1 protein-coding gene (cut by a window edge) is annotated in these 20,672 nt (G+C 72.2%); it reads left to right on the top strand.

Annotated elements, in window-relative coordinates:
* Positions 1-20,672, top strand: the 3' portion of a protein-coding gene (locus tag ACWEH3_RS05855; RefSeq protein ID WP_452358275.1) for a non-ribosomal peptide synthase/polyketide synthase. Its footprint begins 4,564 nt before the window's first position; the window shows 20,672 of its 25,236 coding nt (coding positions 4,565-25,236); the start codon falls outside the window, past its left edge; it ends in the stop codon at positions 20,670-20,672.

The raw sequence follows: 20,672 nt of genomic DNA, 5'->3' as shown, positions 1-20,672 counted from the left end.
GCTACCACGGCCGCGTCGACCTCACCGCCGATCGCTTCGTCGCCAATCCCTTCGGCGCGCCGGGCGCCCGCATGTACCGCACCGGCGACCTGGTGCGCTGGAGCCGTGACGGCGAGCTGATCTATCTGGGCCGCAGCGACTTCCAGGTGAAGTTCCGCGGTCGGCGCGTCGAACTCGCCGAAATCGAGACAGCGCTGCTTGCGGCGGCCGGGGTCGGCCAGGCCGCGGCGCGGCTGGTCACCGGACCGGCGGGAGAGTTCCTGGCGGGCTATGTGATCGCAGCGCCGGGTGCGACGCTCGACCTCGACGCGGTGAAATCGTCCGTCGCTCAGCGTCTTCCCAACTACCTGGTGCCGACCGCAGTGGTCGAGCTGAACGAATTCCCCCGCAACACCAGCGGCAAGCTCGATCGCTCCGCCCTGCCGATCCCGGTGCTCGCGGCCGAGCGCTTCCGTCCGCCGGTGAGCGCCGCGCAACGTCTGGTCGCCGCGGTGGTCGCGGAGGTGCTGCGGGTCGAGCGGGCCGGGCTGGACGACGATTTCTTCGCTCTCGGCGGTAGCTCGCTGGACGCCACTCAGGTCAGCGCCCGCACGGGTGAGGCGATGGGAGTACGCGTTCCGGTGCGCGCGCTGTTCGACGCGCCCACGGTGGAGGGCTTCGCCGCCGCCGTCGAGCGGCTCGGCGCCGCCGGGGCGCCGCGACTCCCGCTGGTCCGCCGTCCACGGCCCGAGCGGGTGCCGCTCTCGCCCGCACAGCAGCGCCTGTGGTTCCTCAACCGCGTCGAGAGCCAGGACGGCGCCGACAGCGTGTACAATTTGCCGATCGTGCTGCGGCTGACCGGCCGCCTCGACGTGACGGCGCTGGAGCGCGCCGTACTCGACGTGCTCGCCCGGCACGAGACGCTGCGCACCACCTTCCCCGAAACCGACGACGGGCCCCGCCAATCCGTTCGCGACGCCGCCGATATCGGCCTGAGCCTGCATCCGGTGCCGATCGACCGCTCCGCGCTGGAGGACGCCGTGGCAGGCATTGTCGGCGCCGGGTTCGACGTGACCGCCGAGTTGCCGTGCCGGGTCGCGCTGCTCGCGGTGGACCGGGTCGACGAGGCGCGCGGCGTCACCGGCGACGAATACGTGCTGGTGTTCGTCGTGCACCACATCGCCGCCGACGCCTTGTCGATGGTCCCGCTGGTCACCGACCTGGTCGGGGCCTATCTCGCGCGCCTGACCGGCCGGGGGCCGGGCTGGGAGCCGCTGGCGGTGCAGTACGCCGACTACAGCCTCTGGCATCGGGAACTGCTCGGCGCCGAGGACGTCCCCGGGGATCTCGCCTACCAGCAGCTGCGCTTCTGGCGCGACGTGCTGACCGGCGCGCCGCCGCAACTGCCCCTCCCGGTCGATCATCCACGGCCCGCGATCCCCTCGCACGAGGGAGCGGGCGTCGATTTCCTGATCGAGCCCGAGGTCGTCGCCGGCTTGCGCGCGCTGGCCCGGCGCGGCGGCGCGACGTTGTTCATGACGCTGCACGCGGCCTTCGCCGCCACCCTGGCCCGGTTGAGCGGCAGCGCCGACATCGTGATCGGCTCGCCCGTCGGCGGACGCGGAGAGCGGGCGCTGGACGCACTCGTCGGCATGTTCGTCAACACCCTGGCGTTGCGCACCCGAGTAGCCGCCGACGCCTCGTTCGCCGCGCTGCTGAGCGAGGTGCGCGAGGCCGATCTGGCCGCGTTCGCCAACGCCGACCTGCCGTTCGAGCGCCTGGTGGACGTCATGGCGGTGGATCGCTCCGCGGGCACGCATCCGCTGTTCCAGGTGATGTTCAGCTTCGAGACCGCGACGCCCGCATTCGGCGGGAAAGCCATGGAGGTGCCGTGGCTGTCGGTGCACCCGGTCGAGATCCCCGACAACGGAGCGAAATTCGACCTGCACTTGGTGGTGGCGGAGCGCGCGGATTCGGCGGGACTGTCGGGCACCCTGCGCTACGCGACCGATCTGTTCGACGCCGCGACCGTCGAGTCGTTCGCCGACCGCTTCCAGCGGATGCTGGCCGCCGTCGCGGTCGACGCCGGTGCGCGGATCGGTGACATCGAACTGCTTTCGGACGCCGAACGCACACGGGTGTTGCGGGTGTGGAATGCCACCGAGCGCCCGTTCCCCGAATCCGACACGCTCGCCTCGCTGTTCGCCGCGCAAGTCGAACGCACACCGGACGCGCCCGCGGTCACCTTCGAGGAGACGCCCGACCACCACCCCTCGACGAGTCGCTCCGCGACGCTCACGTATTCGGAATTCGGCCGGCGGGTCAACCGGCTGGCGCGGTGGCTCGTCACCCAGGGCGTCGGCCCGGAAACGCTGGTGGCGCTCGGTATGCGCCGATCCCTCGACCTGGTGGTGGGCATGTACGCGGTCACCGTCGCGGGCGGCGGGTACGTGCCACTCGATCCCGACCACCCCGCCGAACGCACCGCCCACATCCTGGCCACCGCCGCTCCGGTGTGCGTACTGACCGCCGGCGCGGACCTGAACTGCGGCGTGCCCGAGACGCGGATCGACCGGCTGGACCTGTCCGTTTACCCGGACACCCCGCTCACCGACGCCGACCGGCGCGCTCCGCTGCGCCCGGCGAACACCGCCTACGTGCTGTTCACCTCGGGTTCCACGGGCAAGCCGAAGGGTGTCGCGATGAGTCACCGCGGCATCGTGAACCGGTTGTGCTGGATGCAGTCCGCGTACGCCGCGCTCGGGCCGGGTGATGTGCTGTTGCAGAAGACGCCCGCCACCTTCGACGTCTCGGTGCCGGAGTTCTTCTGGCCGTTGCAGGTCGGCGCGCGCATGGTGCTGGCGCGGCCGGACGGGCATCGCGACCCGGCGTATCTGGCCCGCCTCATCCGCGCCGAGGGCGTCACCGCGGCGCACTTCGTGCCGTCCATGCTGGCCGTCTTCGTCGCGGGCGAGTTCGACGTGCCGTCGCTGCGTGAGGTGTTCTGCTCCGGCGAGGCGCTACCCGTCGGCGTGGCCCAGCGGATGCGCGAACTCACCGGCGCGCGGGTGCACAACGGCTACGGCCCCACGGAGGCCGCGGTGGAGGTGACCTTCCACGAGGTGCGCGACACCGATTTCGAGACCGTGCCGATAGGCGAACCGATCTGGAACACCAGAACGTATGTGCTCGACGCGCGGCTGCGCCCGGTGCCTGCGGGTGTGCCGGGGGAGTTGTATCTCGCGGGCGTGCAACTGGCGCGGGGCTATCTGGACCGCCCCGGCCGCACCGGCGACCGGTTCGTCGCCGACCCGTTCGGCCCGCCCGGTGAACGGATGTACCGCACCGGCGACTTGGTGCGGTGGAACGCTTCGGGAGAGCTGGAGTTCCTCGGCCGCGCCGACTTCCAGGTCAAGATCCGCGGCTTGCGCGTCGAACTCGGCGAGATCGAGTCGGTGCTGCTCGCGGCGACGCCCGCCGTGACCCAGGCCGCCGTGCTGGTCCGGGACGATCGCGGCGTGGGCGAGCGCCTGGTCGCCTATTTGGTTACGGACGGACCGGTCGAGATCGCGGCGGTGCGTGACGCGGTGGCCCAACGGCTTCCGGGCTACATGGTGCCGCAGGCGTTCGTGGTGCTGGACCGGTTCCCGGTGAACGCGTCCGGGAAGCTGGACCGATCGGCGCTGCCCGCGCCCGTGATCGCCGGCGTGGTGTTCGAGGCGCCGAGCGGCGCGGCGGAAGAACTCGTCGCCGAGACATTCACGGCTCTGCTCGGGGTGGACGAGGTCGGCGCCGAGGACGATTTCTTCGCCCTGGGCGGCAATTCGCTCAGCGCCACCCAGCTCGCCGCGCGGCTGGGCAAAGCCACCGGCGGGGAAGTGGCGGTGCGCACGATCTTCGACGCGCCCACGGTGCGGGCGCTGGCGCGGCGGATCACGGTCGACGCTCCGGCCGAGACCGGGCCCGTCGCGCTGCCGCCGCTCACGCCGCAGGAGCGCGGCGGGTCGATCCCGCTGTCGATCGCCCAGCAGCGCATGTGGTTCCTGAACCGGTTCGACACCACCAGCGGCGCGTACAACATCCCGTTCGCGCTGCGCCTCACCGGAGCGCTGAACGTGCCGGCCCTGGAGGCGGCGATCGCCGACGTGATCGCCCGGCACGAAACCTTGCGCACGATCTACCCCGAGCAGGACGGCGGTGCGACGCAGCTGGTACTGCCCGCGGGGACGAAGCTGGTCGAGCTGGTCGCACGGCCGGTTCCCGCGCCGCAGGTGCCCGAACTCGTCGCCGCCGCCGCGCGAGCCGGGTTCGACGTGACCGCCGAGGTTCCGCTGCGCGTGCGCCTGCTGCGCGTGGAGGACGACGGCGCAGCCGGCAGCCACCAGGCGCACGTCCTGCTGTTCGTCGTGCACCACATCGCCGCCGACGGTTGGTCGTTCGCGCCGCTCACCCGGGATTTGGCCAACGCTTACGTCGCGCGGTGCGCGGACACGGCTCCCGCGCCGGGAGCGTTGCCGGTGCAGTACGCCGACTTCGCGATCTGGCAGCGCACCGCGCTGGGTTCCGCCGCCGACCCGGACTCGGTGCTGGCACGCCAACTGTCCTACTGGACCGACCGGCTGGCCGGGCTGCCGGAGGTGCTGACACTCCCGTCCGACCGGCCCCGCCCCGCGGTCGCCACCAACCGGGGCGGCGCGCTGACCGGACGGCTGGACGCCGCACTGCACGAGCAGATCCAGGAACTGGCCGCCGCGCACCGGGCGACCCCGTTCATGGTGCTGCACACCGCGCTGGCCGTGCTGTTGAGCCGCTACGGCGCGGGCCGGGACGTCGTGATCGGCGCGCCGGTCGCCGGGCGCGGCGAGGAAGCGCTGGACGAGCTGGTCGGCATGTTCGTCAACACGCTGGTGCTGCGCACCGAGGTTCGCCCGGACGCGACTCTGGCCGAGTTGCTGGAGACCGTGCGCGCGGCCGACCTGGCCGCCTTCGATCACGCCGCGGTGCCGTTCGAGCAGTTGGTCGAGGTGGTGAACCCGGTTCGCTCACAGGCGCACGCCCCGCTGTACCAGGTCGCGCTGACCCTGCAGAACCAGACCGCGCCGGAGTTCCGGCTGCACCGGCTGGCCATCGCGGCGCTGGAGATCGGCGCGGCGCCGATCCAGCTCGACCTGGACTGGACGCTGACCGACCGCTACGCCGCCGACGGCGCGCCCGACGGCATCGACGTGCACCTGCACTACGCGCTCGACCTGTTCGACGAACCGACCGCCGCCGGGTTCCTCGCCGCCTTCGACCGCGTGCTGCGCGCCCTGGTGCGCGACGCCCGCACCAGGGGCGGCACGCTCGAGCTGATGTCGTTGGCCGAACGCGGCCTGCTGCTGTCGGATCGCAACGCCACCGCGCACCCGTTGCCCGCCGAGACGCTGGACGACCTGCTCACCGCCCGCGTCGCGGCCACGCCCGACCGTGTCGGCGTGCGTTATCAGAACGAAGCGGTGACTTACGCGGAGTTCGCCTCTCGTGTGAACCGTCTGGCCCGCAGGCTGATCCGGACAGGTGTGGGCCCGGAGGACATCGTCGGCCTGGCCGCGGCGCGCTCGATCGACATGCTCGTGGCGATGTACGCGATCGTGCGCGCGGGCGCGGCGTATCTGCCGATCGATCCGGCGCATCCGGCCGAACGCCTGGCGCAGGTCGTCGCGAGCGCGGAGCCCCGGTTGGTGCTGACCGCCGGTGACGTGACGCTGCACCCGCTCGACGGTGTCCCCGTGCTCGAGCTCGACGCTCTCGACCTCGATGACTTCGCCGACGGACCGGTGGCCGACGCCGAGCGGATCACCGCGCTGCGCCCGGACAACACGGCCTACGTGCTGTTCACCTCCGGCTCCACGGGCCGGCCGAAGGGCGTCGCGGTGACCCACCGCGCGATCATGAACCAGCTGCGCTGGCTGGAATTCCGTTACCAGGTCACGGCGTCCGACCGCATTCTGCAACGGGCCCCGCTGACCTTCGACGTGTCGGTGTGGGAATGTTTCCTGCCGATCGCCGTCGGCGCGCCGCTGGTGATCGCCCGGCCCGGCGGGCACCTGGACCTGGCCTACTTCGCGGATCTGCTGCGCGAACACCGGATCACCATCGCGGAGTACGTGCCCTCGGTGCTGGCCGCGCTGATCGGAGAGGGCATGGGCGACGCGCTGCGGTCGTTCCGGCATCTGCACTGCGGCGGCGAGGCGCTCACCCCGGACCTGCTCGCCGCGCTGCGCGGCAGCTTCGACGGCGCGGTGCACAACGCCTACGGCCCGACCGAGGCGGCGATCTCGGCGATCTACCACGAATTCACCGACAGCGACGCCGAATCCGGGCGGGACGTCGCCATCGGCCGTCCGTGCTGGAACACCAGGGCCTACGTGCTGGACGACCGGTTGCGCCCGGTGCCGATCGGCGTCACGGGCGAGCTGTATCTCGCGGGCGACCAGCTGGCGCGCGGCTATCACGCCCGCCCCGGACTGACCGCCGAGCGGTTCGTCGCCGATCCGTTCGGCGTGCCCGGCCGCATGATGTACCGGACCGGCGACCTGGTGCGCTGGAACCGCGACGGCGATCTGGTGTATCTGGGCCGCAACGATTCGCAGGTCAAGCTGCGTGGCCAGCGGATCGAGCTGGGCGAGGTCGAGGCCGTCCTCGCCGCCGCGACCGGCGTGACCAACGCGGCGGTGCTCGTGGCTCGCGACAACGCGGGACAGGAATGCCTCGTCGGTTACGTCACCGGAGCCGACCCGACGCCCGATGTGGTGCTCGACGAGGCGCGAGCACAACTGCCCGCGTACATGGTGCCCGCCCACATCGTCGTGCTCGGCCAGATGCCACTGACCACGGTGGGCAAGCTCGATCGGTCGGCGCTGCCCGCCGTCGAGTTCACCGGCGCCACGGGAGACTTCCGCGCACCGCGGGAGGGGACCGAGGCGGTGCTCGCCACCCTGGTCGCCGACCTGACCGGCGCGGCGCGGATCGGCGCGGACGACGACTTCTTCGCCCGCGGCGGCAACTCGCTGCTGGCCATGCGGCTGGTCGCCCGGGTCAACGCGGCCTTCGGGTGCGCGCTGACGGTGCGCGAGGTGTTCGAAGCGCCGACCGTGGCCGGACTCGCCCTGCGAGTGGCGGGATCGGAACCGACGGACGCCACCCGGCCCGCGCTCGTTCCCCGTGAACGGCCGGAGCGGATCCCGTTGTCTCTGGCACAGACCCGGATGTGGCTGCTGCACCGACTCGATCCGGATTCGGCGGTCTATCACATCCCGATCACGATCCGGCTCACCGGCGCGTTGGACCTCGCGGCATTGCGCGCGGCCGTGCGCGACGTGATCGATCGGCACGAATCGCTGCGCACCGTCTTCCCCGCCGACGCCGACGGCCCCGCCCAAGTCGTCCGCACCGGCGCGGATGTGCCCGAACTGCCACTGCATCCGATCGAGGTGACCGAGCCGAACCTGCGGGACACGGTGCTCGCGTCGATCGGCGAGAGCTTCGACCTGCGCAGTCGTATCCCGCTGCGGGCGAGCCTGTTCCGCGTCGCGCCCGAAGACCATGTGCTGGCCGTGGTGGTCCATCACATCGCCGCCGACGGCGTCTCCACCGCACCGCTGGCCCGCGACCTGATGACGGCCTATACCGCGCGCGTCGCGGGGGAGCAGCCGTCGTGGCCGCCGCTGCCCGTGCAGTACGCGGACTTCACCCTCTGGCAGCGCGAGGCACTCGGCTGCGCGGATGATCCGGACTCGCCGCTGTCGAACCAGATCGCCTACTGGCGATCGGAACTCGACGGACTCGCCCCGCTGCTGGAACTGCCCGCCGACCGTCCCCGCCCGGCGGTGGCCTCGGGTCGCGGCGCCACCGTCGAGTTCGCGATTCCCGCCGACCTCACCGGCTCGATCGCGGAACTCGCCCGGCGGCACGGCGTCTCGATGTTCATGGTGTTGCACGCCGCCTACGCCGCGCTGCTCGCCCGGCTCGCCGGAGCCGGCGACGTCGCCATCGGCACCCCCGTCGCGGGACGCGGCGAACAAGCGCTGGACGACTTGGTCGGCATGTTCGTCAACACCCTCGTGCTGCGCACGCCGATCACGCCGGACGCGTCGTTCGCCGCATTTCTCGGCCGCGTCCGGGAGATCGACGTGCGGGCCTTCGCCCACGCCGACCTGCCGTTCGAGCGCTTGGTCGAGGAGCTGAACCCGGTTCGCTCGCAGTCTCATTCGCCGCTGGTGCAGACACTGCTCACCTTCGAGCAGCACGACGACACCGTGCTGCGCCTGCCCGGCCTGACGGTGTCGGCCTATCCGCTGGACAACCGCGTCGCGCAGTTCGACCTGGCGGTGGAACTGACCGAACACCGCGTGGCGACCGGTTACGCGCTGCGCGGCGTGCTGCGGTATGCCACGGACCTGTTCGACCGAGCCACCGTCGAGACGTTCGGGGCTCGCTTCACGCGCGTGCTGCGGGCCGCGGTGGCCGACCCCTCGGTGCCGGTCGGCGACCTCGAAATCCTGGACGACGCGGAACGGGCACTGGTGCTCGACCGCTGGAACGACACCGCCGTCCCCGTCGACCCGGCCGCCACGCTGATCTCGTTGTTCGAGGCGCAGGTCGCGAGGACCCCGGACGCGCCAGCGGTCACGGTCGACGGGCGCACCCTGTCCTACGCCGAGTTCGCCGCGCGGGCGCGGCGGCTGGCGCGCTGGCTGGTCGGTCAGGGCGTCGGCCCGGATGCGCCGGTCGCGCTCGGCATGCGACGGTCGCTGGAACTGGTGGTCGGCATCTACGCGGTCACCCTCGCGGGCGGCGCGTACGTCCCGCTCGACCCCGACCATCCGGCCGAGCGGCTGGAGTACGTGCTGTCGACCGCCCGGCCGGTGTGCGTGCTCACCTCGGGCCCGGACCTGGACGCGGGCGCGGCGCGGCAGGTCCGCGTCGACCGGCTGGACCTGACCCGGTACTCCGCCGATCCGCTCACCGCCGTAGACCGGCTCGGTGCGCCCGCCCCTGGCCACACCGCGTATGTGATCTTCACCTCAGGATCGACCGGTCGCCCGAAGGGCGTGGCCGTCACCCACGCGGCGATCGTGAATCGCCTCACCTGGATGCAGTCGGCCTATCCGCTGGTCACGGACGATGTGGTGCTGCAGAAGACCCCCGCCACCTTCGACGTCTCGGTCTGGGAATTTTTCTGGCCCTTGGCTTTCGGCGCTCGCTTGGTGGTCGCACGTCCAGATGGGCATCGCGACCCCGCCTATCTGGCCCGCCTGATCGTCGAGCAACGCGTCACGACGGTGCACTTCGTACCCGCCATGCTGGCGGTTTTCCTGGCGGATCCGCGCGCAGAAAAGTGCATTACGCTGCGCAACGTCTTCGCATCGGGCGAGGCATTGCCCGCGGTTGCCGCGCAGCGGGCGCGAGAGGTGATCGGAGCGCGGGTGCACAACCTGTACGGCCCTACCGAGGCCGCCGTCGACGTCACCTATCACGAGGTGACCGATGAGGACCTGGTGTCCGTGCCGATCGGCAGACCGGTGGCCAACACCCGCCTGCTGGTGCTGGACGCCCGGATGCGGCCGGTCCCGGTCGGCGTTCCGGGGGAGCTGTACCTCGCCGGTGCACAGCTGGCCCAGGGTTACGTGGCACGCCCGGACTTGACTGCCGACCGGTTCGTGGCCGACCCGTATGGACCCGCCGGGGCGCGGATGTACCGCACCGGTGACCTCGTCTCCTGGACCGGCAAGGGCGAGCTGGAGTATCTCGGCCGCACGGACTTCCAGGTGAAGCTGCGCGGTCTGCGTATCGAGCCGGGCGAGATCGAGTCGGCGCTGTCGGCGCTGGACGCGGTTGCCCAGGCCGTGGTGCTGGTCCGTTCGGACGAGCGGTTGGGCGATCAGCTGGTCGCCTACCTGGTTGCCTCGGGCCGCCACCCGATCGACATCGAGGACGTGCGGGCCGCGCTGAGCGCCGAACTGCCCGCGTATATGGTGCCCACCTCGTTCGTCCTGCTCGAGCGGTTCCCGGTCAACGCCTCCGGCAAGCTCGACCGCGCCGCGCTGCCCGCGCCGCAGTTCGCGACCGTGGGGTACCGGGCTCCGGCCACCCGCACCGAGGCGACCGTGGCGGGGATCGTCGCGGCTCTGCTCGGCGTCGAGCGCGTGGGGGCGGACGACGATTTCTTCGCCCTCGGCGGTAACTCGCTGCTCGCGACCCAGGTCGCCGCCCGGCTCGGCGCCGAACTGGACGCCGAGATCCCGGTGCGCCTGCTGTTCGAGGCGCCGACCGTGACCGCGCTGGCCGCGCGGGCCGAACGGCTCGCGGGGACGGGCGCCAAACCGGCGCTCGTGCCGCGCCCACGCCCGGAGCGCATCCCGCTCTCGCCCGCGCAGCAGCGGATGTGGTTCCTCAACCGCTTCGATCCCGCCGAAACCGTGCACAACATCGCGGTGGTGGTCCGCCTCACCGGCTACCTGGACCCGGACACCCTCGCCGCCGCCGTCGGCGACGTGGTCGGCAGGCACGAAACGCTGCGCACCGTGTACCCCGACCACGAGGGCGTCGGGTATCAGCGCATCCTCGACGTCGATCAGGCGCCCGCGGTCCGAATGCTGGAAGCGACGGGCGCGCTGCGGGAGTTCGCCGCCGCCCCGTTCGACCTGACCGCCGAAGTGCCGCTGCGCGTCGGCCTGGTGACCCGGTCCGATCGCGACCACCTGCTGGCGCTGGTGGTGCACCACATCGCGGCCGACGGCTTCTCGATGGGCCCGCTGGCCCGCGATCTCGCCGCCGCCTACGCGGCTCGCGCGACGCGCACCGCCCCGGACTGGACCGAACTCGACCTGCAATACGCCGACTACGCGCTCTGGCAGCGCGCGGTGCTCGGCGCCGAGGACGACCCGGACTCGGTGGCCGCACGCCAGCTCGCGTACTGGCGCGAGACGCTGCGCGCTCTGCCCGCCCAGCTCGACCTGCCCGCCGACCGGCCGCGCCCCGCCGTCGCCTCGCACATGGCGGCGAGCACGACCGTCGCTCTCCCGCAGGAGATCGGCGCGGGCATCGCCGACGTGGCCGCGCGCTACGAGGCCACACCGTTCATGGTCGTGCACGCCGCGCTGGCCACCCTGCTGGCCAGGCTGTCCGGTACGGAGGACATCGCGATCGGCGCGCCCGTCGCGGGGCGCGGTGACGCGGCGCTGGACGAGCTGGTCGGCATGTTCGTCAACACCCTGGTACTGCGCGCGCAGGTCCCCGGCTCGGACACCTTCGCGGCCGTGCTGCGCCGGGTGCGCGAGCGCGACCTGGACGCCTTCGCCCATGCCGACGTGCCGTTCGAGCGCCTGGTCGAGCTGCTCGATCCGCCGCGCTCGCAGGCCAGGCACCCGCTGTTCCAGATCGCGCTGTTCTTCCAGAACCTCGCGCCGGTCGCCCTGGACATGGCAGGCGTCGCCGTGGCGGTGCACGACTTCGATTGCGAGACCACGCCGTTCGACCTCCAGCTCACCGTCACCGGTGACGCGCTGCGCTTCACCTACGCCACCGACCTGTTCGACGACTCCACCGTGGCGACGTTCGGCGCGCGCTTCACCCGTCTGCTCGCCGCGGTCACCGCCGACCCGGAACAGGTGGTCGGCGACATCGACCTGTTCGACGCGGGCGAACTGCGCCGCGTGGTCACCGAGTGGAACGACTCCACGCACACCGCCCTGGCCGACGAACTGCTGCTCGACGAATTCGAGGCGCAGGCCGCCGCGACGCCCGACGACCCCGCGCTGGTGTTCGTGCCCGATAGCGCGCTGCCTCCCGTCACCGTGACCTACGGCGAGCTGGACCGGCGCGCCAACCGGCTGGCCCGCCACCTGATCGCGGCGGGCGTCGGCCCGGAAGCGCTGGTGGCGCTGGCGCTCCGGCGCTCACCGGAGCTGGTGGTCGCGATGTACGCGGTGCTCAAGGCGGGCGGGGCGTATGTGCCGATCGACCCGGACCACCCCGCGCGGCGCATCGCCCACATCCTCGACACCGCCACGCCCGTGGCCGTGCTCACCACGGCGGCCGACCGGATCGACGTCGGCGATTCCGTCGCCACCGTCCTGGTCGAGGCCGTCGCGCTGGACGGTTACGCCGACGACGCGATCGCGGCCGACGAACGTCGCGCGCCGATCCGCCCGGGCAGCCCGGCGTACGTGATCTTCACCAGCGGCTCCACCGGGAAACCCAAGGGCGTCAGCGTGTCGCACGCCGCGATCGTCAACCAGATGACCTGGATGCAGTCGCGGTACGGTCTCACCGCCGAGGACGTCTACCTGCAGAAGACGGCGACCACGTTCGACGTGTCGCTGTGGGGCTACTTCCTGCCGCTGCGGGTCGGCGCCACCCTCGTGCTGGCGGCTCCGGACGGCCATCGCGACCCGGCCTATCTCACCGGCGTGATCACCGAAAGACAAGTGACCGTCACCGATTTCGTGCCGTCGATGCTGAGCGTCTTCGCCGGGCACGTCGCCGCCGCAGGGCGCGGCGCCGCACTCGCGTCGCTGCGCACGGTGTTCGTGATCGGCGAGGCGCTGCCCGCCGGGACCGTGCGGGCATTCGGCGCGGTGAGCGCCGCACGGGTGCACAACCTGTACGGCCCCACCGAAGCGGCGGTGAGCATCACCCACCGCGACGTGACGGGCGAGAGCGACCGCACCGCGCTGCCGATCGGCAATCCGGCATGGAACAGCCGGGTCTACGTGCTGGATTCGCGGCTGCGCCCGACGCTGCCCGGCGTCGCGGGCGAACTGTATCTCGCGGGCGTCCAGCTCGCGCGCGGCTACCACGGCAGGCCGGACCTCACCGCGGACCGGTTCGTGGCCAACCCGTTCGGCGCGCCAGGGAAGCGGATGTACCGCACCGGCGACCTGGTGCGCTGGGAGACCCGAGGGGCCACCGCCGAATTGGTGTATCTGGGCCGCACCGACTTCCAGGTGAAGTTCCGTGGCCAGCGCGTCGAGCTCGGCGAGATCGAGGCCGCGCTCGCGGCCGCGCCCGGGGTGGCGCAGGCGGCGGCCCGGGTGGTCACCACCGTCACCGGCGACGATCACCTGGTTGGTTACGTCACCACCGAGCCGGGCACGGTGCCTGCGGATGCCGAGGTGCTGCGCGCCGCCGCGCGCACGCTGCCGTCGTACATGCTCCCCTCGGCTCTGGTCACGCTCGACACCTTCCCGCTCAACGCCTCCGGCAAGCTGGACCGGAAAGCGTTGCCGGATCCGGTTTTCGACCGCGCCGCCTATCTCGCCCCCGTCACCCTGGCCGAGCGCGTAGTGGTCGAGGCCTTCGAAACGGTGCTGGGCGATGGGCCGATCGGCGTCGACGACCACTTCTTCGCCCTCGGCGGCAACTCGCTCAGCGCCACCCGGGTCGCGGCCCGGCTGGCCGACCGGCTCGGTCGCCGCGTCCCGGTGCGGCTGCTGTTCGAAGCGCCGACGGTAGGCGCGCTGGCCGCGCTGCTCACCGGGGACGCCGCCGCGACCCAACAGGCGGTGCCCCTGGTCGCCGGACCGCGACCGGAACGGATTCCGCTCGCGCCGGTCCAGCGCGGCATGTGGTTCCTCAACCGGCTCGATCCGGCGTCTGCCGCGCACAACATCCCGGTCGCGCTGCGCATCGAGGGCGAGCTGAACACCGACGCCATGATCGCCGCGTTCGCCGACGTCGTGGCCAGGCACGAGACCTTGCGCACGGTGTATCCGGCCGACGCGACCGGCGCGGGTCATCAGGTGATCCTGCCCGCGGACGGCGCTTCGGTGCGCTTGACGGTCGAAGCGCTGGACGGTCGCGCCGCCGACGACCGGATCGCCGAGTTCCTCGCCGCCGGCTTCGACGTCACCGCCGCCGTTCCGGTGCGCGCGGCGCTGCTGCGGGAGCACGCCACCAGCCACGTGCTGGTCGCGGTGGTGCACCACATCGCGGCCGACGGTTACTCGATGAGCCCGTTGCTGCGCGATCTGCTGACGGCCTATCTCTCCCGCGTACTCGGCGCCGAACCGGTCTGGCCCGCGCTCGCCGCCCAGTACGCCGACTACGCCCTGTGGCAGGATGCCCAGCTGGAAAACGCTGCCGTGCAACATCTCTCGTATTGGGCCGAGACGCTGCGCGACCTGCCGGGCGAGCTGGAGCTGCCCGCCGACCGTTCGCGTCCCGCCGTCGCGAGCAAGCGCGGCGCGAACGTGCGGGCCAGGATCGGCGACGGTGTCGCGGCGCGGGTCCGCGAACTGGCGCTGCGTCACGACGCGACGCCGTTCATGGTGGTGCACGCCGCCCTCGCCGTCCTGCTGTCCCGGTTGTCGGGTTCCGGCGACGTCCCGATCGGCACCCCGGTGGCCGGACGCGGCGCGGCGGCCCTGGACGACCTGGTCGGCATGTTCGTCAACACCGTGGTGCTGCGCGCCGACGTGCGCGCCGACGAGTCCTTCACCGATCTGCTCACCCGGATCAGGGCCGTCGATCTCGCGGCATTCGAGCACGCGAGCGTGCCGTTCGATCGGGTGGTCGACGAACTCGGCGTCGAGCGTTCCCAGGATCGGCATCCGCTGTTCACCGTGGCGCTGAGCTACTTGAACGCCGCCGCCGACGCCTTCACCGTGCCCGGCCTCGAACTCACCGCCGTCGCATTCGACGAACAGGTGGCGCGTTTCGACCTGCAATTCACCGTCGCCGCCGAGCCCGACGCCGACGGCCACCTCGCGGTCGAACTGGATTACGCCACAGACCTCTTCGACGCCGCCACCGCGCGCGCTCTGCTGCGCCGCTTCGGCAGGCTGCTCGGCACGCTCACCTCGCGACCGGACGCGCCGATCGCCGCCGCCGATCTACTCGCCCCCGCCGAACGCGCCGGCCTGCTCGGCCGCCGGGGCGACGCGCCGGTGCCGCCGCGCACGCTTGCCGAACTGATGGCCGCCGCCGTCGCGTTCGACCCCGGCGCGGTCGCGCTGGTCGGCGGCGAACGGCAGCTGACCTACCGGATGCTGGACGACCAGTCGTCGCGGCTGGCGCGCATGCTCATCGGCCACGGTCTCGGCGCGGAGGACGTGGTGGCCGTCGCGGCGCCGCGCTCGATCACCTCCGTGCTCGCGGTGTGGGCGGTGGCCAAGACCGGCGCCGCGTTCGTTCCGGTCGACCCGACCTATCCGGCCGAGCGGATCGCGCACATGCTGACCGATTCCGGTGCGGTGCTGGGCCTGACGATCGCCACCTGCCGCGCGGCGCTGCCCGGTGACGTCGACTGGCTGGTGCTGGACGCCCCGTCCACGGCCGCGCGGATGCGCCGCAACAGCACGGCGCCGATCGACCCCGCCGAACTCGTCCGTCCCGTGCGGTGCGAGAACCCGGCCTGGATGATCTACACCTCCGGCTCGACCGGGACGCCCAAGGGCGTGGTCGCCACGCACGGTGGCCTCGCCGGAGTGGCCCTCGCCCAGCGGGACCGGTACCTGGTCACCGCGGACGCGCGCGTGCTGCACGTGGCCTCGCCCAGCTTCGACGCGTCCATGCTGGAACTGCTGCTGGCTCTGTCCGCCGGCGCGGCGTTGGTGATCGCGCCCCCTGGCGTCTACGGCGGCGCGGAACTCACCGCGCTCATCCGTGACCAGCGGGTGACGCACGCGTTCCTCACCCCGGCCGTCCTGCCCACGCTCGACCCGGCCGAGCTGGACTGTCTACGGCAACTCACCGTCGGCGGCGAGTCCTACGGCCCGGATACGGTGCGCCGCTGGGCCCCCGGCCGGTCGTTCCACAACACCTACGGCCCGACCGAGACCACCGTCATCGCGACGATCAGCGCCGCGCTGCGGCCCGGCGATCCGCTCGACCTGGGCACGCCGATCCACGGCATGTCGGCGGCGGTGCTGGACGGCAGGCTGCGGCCCGTGCCGGTCGGCGTCACCGGCGAGCTGTACCTGCGGGGTCCAGGTCTGGCCCGGGGATACCATGCGCGACCGGGGCTTTCGGCCGCACGGTTCGTCGCCGACCCTTACGGTCCCGAGGGTGGACGGCTGTACCGGACCGGTGATCTGGTGCGCTGGACCGGATCCGGCGCACTGCGCTATGTCGGGCGTTCCGACCATCAGGTGAAGGTGCGCGGCCTGCGCATCGAACTCGGTGAGATCGACGCCGTGCTCGCGGCGCACGACACGGTGCGCACGGCCGTCACCGTCGCCCACACCGATGCCTCGGGCGCGGTATCGCTGGTCGCCTACGTGGTCGCGGCGGCGGGCCACACGATCGACGCCGCCGCCCTGCTGGCTCATGCCGCGCGCTCGCTCGCCGCGTACATGGTGCCGAGCTGCGTGCTGGCGCTCGACGAGCTGCCCCTGACCCCGGTCGGCAAGCTGGACCGTAGAGCATTGCCGCAGCCCGAGTTTCACGCTGCTCCGTTCCGTGCACCGCGTACCGAGACCGAGCGGGCGGTGGCGCACACGGTCGCGGAGGTGCTCGGACTCGACGGCGGCGTGGGCCTGGACGACGATTTCTTCGCCCGAGGCGGCAACTCGCTGACCGCGACCCAGCTGGCCGCGCGGCTCGGTGACCGGCTTTCGGTCGCCGTCGGCGTCCGCGCGGTGTTCGAGCACTCGACCGTCGCCGCGCTGGCCCGCGCGCTGGACGACGCCTCAGGTGGGTCCGCGCGTCCCGCGCTCACCCGGCGCGCGGTGACCGGTCCCGTGCCGCTCTCGCTCGCGCAGCAGCGCATGTGGTTCCTCAACCGCCTCGATCGCCAGTCCACCGCCTACAACATCCCGCTGGCGGTGCGCCTGACCGGCGAGCTGGACGTGGCGGCGTTGAACGCCGCGATCGGGGACGTGGTGGCTCGCCACGACGTGCTGCGCACCGTCTACCCGCTGCACGCGTCCGGACCGGTGCAGGTCGTGTTGCCCGTCGCGGACACCACCCCGGTGCTCGCGCCCATCGCCGTCCCGGCCGACGACCTGGCCGCGGCGGTGGCCGATTTCGTCGGCGGCGGCTTCGACGTCGCCGAGACCGTCCCGGTCCGCGCCCGGTTGTTCGCGCCGGTCGACGGCGACGACGCGGCGGGGACCGAACACGTGCTCGTGGTGGTGGTGCACCACATCGCCGCGGACGGCTCGTCGCTGGCGCCGCTGGCGCGTGACGTCATGTCCGCCTACGCCGCACGCAAACGCGGCGTCGCACCGGACTGGCCACCGCTTCCCGTGCAGTACACCGATTTCAGCGTGTGGCAGCGTGAACTGCTCGGCGCGGAGGACGATCCCGCCTCGCCGCTGGCGCGGCAGATCCGATTCTGGACCGAGACGCTGGCCGAGCTGCCCGCGCAGCTGAGCCTGCCCACCGATCGCCCGCGTCCCGCCGTCGTCTCCACGCGCGGCAGGCACGTCGATTTCGCGATCACCCCGGACGTGCAGAGGCGGTTGGCCGATCTGGGCCGGTCCTGCGGCGCCACGCTGTTCATGGTGCTGCACGCGGCGTTCACGGTGCTGCTGGCCCGCCTGTCGGGCACCTCGGACATCGCGGTGGGCACCCCGGTGGCCGGGCGCGGCGCCGCCGAACTCGACGACGTCGTCGGCATGTTCGTCAACACGCTGGTGCTGCGCGCGCGGGTGGACGCGGGCGAGGGCTTCACCGACCTGCTCGCGCGCGTGCGCGCCGCCGACGTCGCGGCCTTCGCGCACGCCGACGTGCCGTTCGAGCGTCTGGTCGAGGTGCTCAACCCGGAGCGCTCCACCGCCCGTCACCCGCTGTTCCAGGTCGGCTTCTCCTTCCACAACCAGGCGGAGGCCGATTTCTCGCTGGACGGATTGACCGCTACCGCCGCCGATTTCGAATCCGAAGTCGCCCAGTTCGACCTGCATTTGATCGTCACCGATCGCTACGGCCCCGACGGGATCCCGGCTGGCATGGCGGCTTCGATCACCTATGCCACCGCCCTGTTCGACGAGTCGACGGTGGCCGGTTTCGCCACTCGCCTGCAACGGCTGCTGGGCGCGGTGTGCACGGACCCGCGACTGCCGGTCGGGGATCTCGCGCTGCTGGATCCGGCGGAGACCGAGCGTGTGCTGGTCACCTGGAACCAGTCCGGGCGCGCCTTCCCGCCTGCCACGCTGGCCGCCGCGTTCGAGGCGCGGGTGGCCAGGACGCCGCAGGCCATCGCGATCGTCGACGACGCCACGACGGTCACGTACCAGGAGTTCGGCGCGCGGGTCAATCGCCTGGCCCGGGTGCTCATCGCGCGCGGCATCGGCCCGGAAAAGCTGGTGGCGCTGGCTATTCCGCGCAGCGTCGACCTGCTCGTCGCGATGTACGCGGTGGTGACGGCCGGTGGCGCCTACGTGCCGCTCGACCCGGCGCATCCGCTGGAACGCACCGCGAGCGTACTGGCCGCCGCAGGGCCGCGGCTGGTGCTCACTTCGGCGCGGGAGCCGATGCTGCCCGCGACGGCGTCGGAACACAGCGTGGTGCTGGATATCTCGACCATCGCCGACACGGTGGCCGACGGTCCGGTCCGCGACGACGAACGGATCGCCGCGCTCTCGCCCACGAACACCGCGTATGTCATCTTCACCTCCGGTTCCACCGGCGCGCCGAAGGGTGTGGCGATGCCGCACGCGGCTGTCGCGCACCAGTTGGATTGGATGCAGTCGGAATACGCGCTCGGCCAGGACGACGCGGTGCTGGCGCTGACCTCGGCCGCGTTCGACCTGTCGGTGTGGGAGTACTGGTGGGCGCCGCGGACCGGAGCCCGGCTCGTGCTCGCCCCCCGGGACGCGCAGCGCGACCCGGCGGGGCTACTCGACCTGGTGCGCCGTGCCTCGGTGACGACGCTGACGCTGGTGCCGTCGCTGCTGGCGATGCTGGCCGAAGCGTCCGGCGAGCGCCGCCTGCCGCGTTCGCTGCGCCGGCTGCTGGTCATCGGCGAGGCGTTGCCCGCCGCGACGGTGCGGCGGGTCGAGGCGCTCACCACGGCCAGGATCGACAACCTCTACGGACCCACCGAAGCCGCGGTGTCGGTGACCCGCTTCCGCACCGTCGCGGGCGCCCGGCAAGCGCTGGTGCCCATCGGCACACCCGAATCCGGCAATCGGGTCTACGTGCTCGACGACCGTCTGCACCCGGTGCCCGCCGGGGTGACCGGCGAGCTGTATCTCGGTGGCGCGCAGCTGGCCCGCGGCTATCACGGCAGCGCCGAGCTCACCGCGGAGCGGTTCGTGGCCGACCCGTTCGGACCCGCGGGCACTCGCCTGTACCGCACCGGCGACATGGTGCGCTGGTCCGCGGGGGGCCACCTCGAGTACGTCGAGCGGCGCGACTTCCAGGTGAAGATCCGCGGCTACCGCATCGAACTCGCCGAGATCGAGCATGCCCTGCGCTCGCGGCCCGAGATCGGCGAGGCGATCGTCGTCGCCTACGACACCGACGGCGCGAAGGCCGTGCTGGCGGGCTATTTCACCGCCGCCGAGCGGCTCGATCCCGGCGCGTTGCGCGCCGGGCTGGCCGAGATCCTGCCGAGCTATATGGTGCCCGCCGAGCTGCGGCAGTTGGCGACGTTGCCGCTCACCGCGAACGGCAAGGTCGACCGCGCGGCCTTGCCCCGACCCGAGACACAGACCCGGGAATTCCGGGCCCCCGGCACCGACTTGGAGCATGCTGTGTGCGCCGATTTCGCCGAGATACTCGCCGCCGAGCGGGTCGGCCTGGACGACAATTTCTTCGAGCGCGGCGGCAACTCGCTGCTGGCCACCCGCCTGGCCGCCCGGCTGAGCGCGGCGCTCGGCGAACAGATTCCCGTGTTGTGGCTGTTCGCCGCGCCGACACCGGCCCGCCTGATCGCCCAGCTGGAGCAGCACCGGTCCGGTCGCGGCCGGGTGGACGCGACCGCCGCGTTCGACGTCGTGCTTCCGCTGCGCACCGGCGGCGCGCGGGAGCCGCTGTTCTGCCTCCACCCGGCCGGCGGCGTCGCGTGGTCGTTCGCGGGCCTAGCGGCGCACTTGGACCCGGAGCGCGACGTGTACGGCATCCAGTCGCCGGTGCTCAACTCGGAGGCCATGCCGGAGTCCATCGATGACTGGGCGAGCCGCTATGTGCGCGAGATCCGCGCCGTGCAGCCCGAGGGCCCGTATCACCTGCTCGGCTGGTCGCTCGGCGGCGTACTCGCGCACGCGGTCGCGGTGCGGCTCCAGGAGCAGGGCCAGCGGGTCGCGGTACTGGCCATGATGGACAGCTCGCTGCGGGTCGCCGCGCACGCGGCCGTCGCGTTGCCGGTCGCCGATCTGCTCGGCGGGTTGCTCGGCGAAGCGGCCGACGACGAGGACGCCGAACTCGACCCGCCCCGGCTCGCGCGCCTGCTCGCGGACCTGCCCGAGCCGTTCGCCTCGTTCGGCGCCGACCGCATCGACCGGGTGCTCGGCGCGGGCGCCAGGTCACTGGAGTTGATCCGGCGCTACCGCCCCCGTCCCTACAAAGGCAACCTCGTGTACTTCACCGCCGCGCTGGACGATCCGAGTGGCGCCGCGGGCGCCGCGAGCTGGGCGGACGCCGTGGACGGCACCGTACACAACCACGCGGTGCACGCCTCGCACTGGCGGATGACCTCCGAATCCGCGCTGGCACGGATCGGCCACGTCCTCACCGCGGCGCTGGCCGACACCGACCGCCCTTAG

Source organism: Nocardia sp. NPDC004718 (genome assembly GCF_053601535.1).
This window is presented reverse-complemented; position numbering and strand designations above follow the sequence as displayed.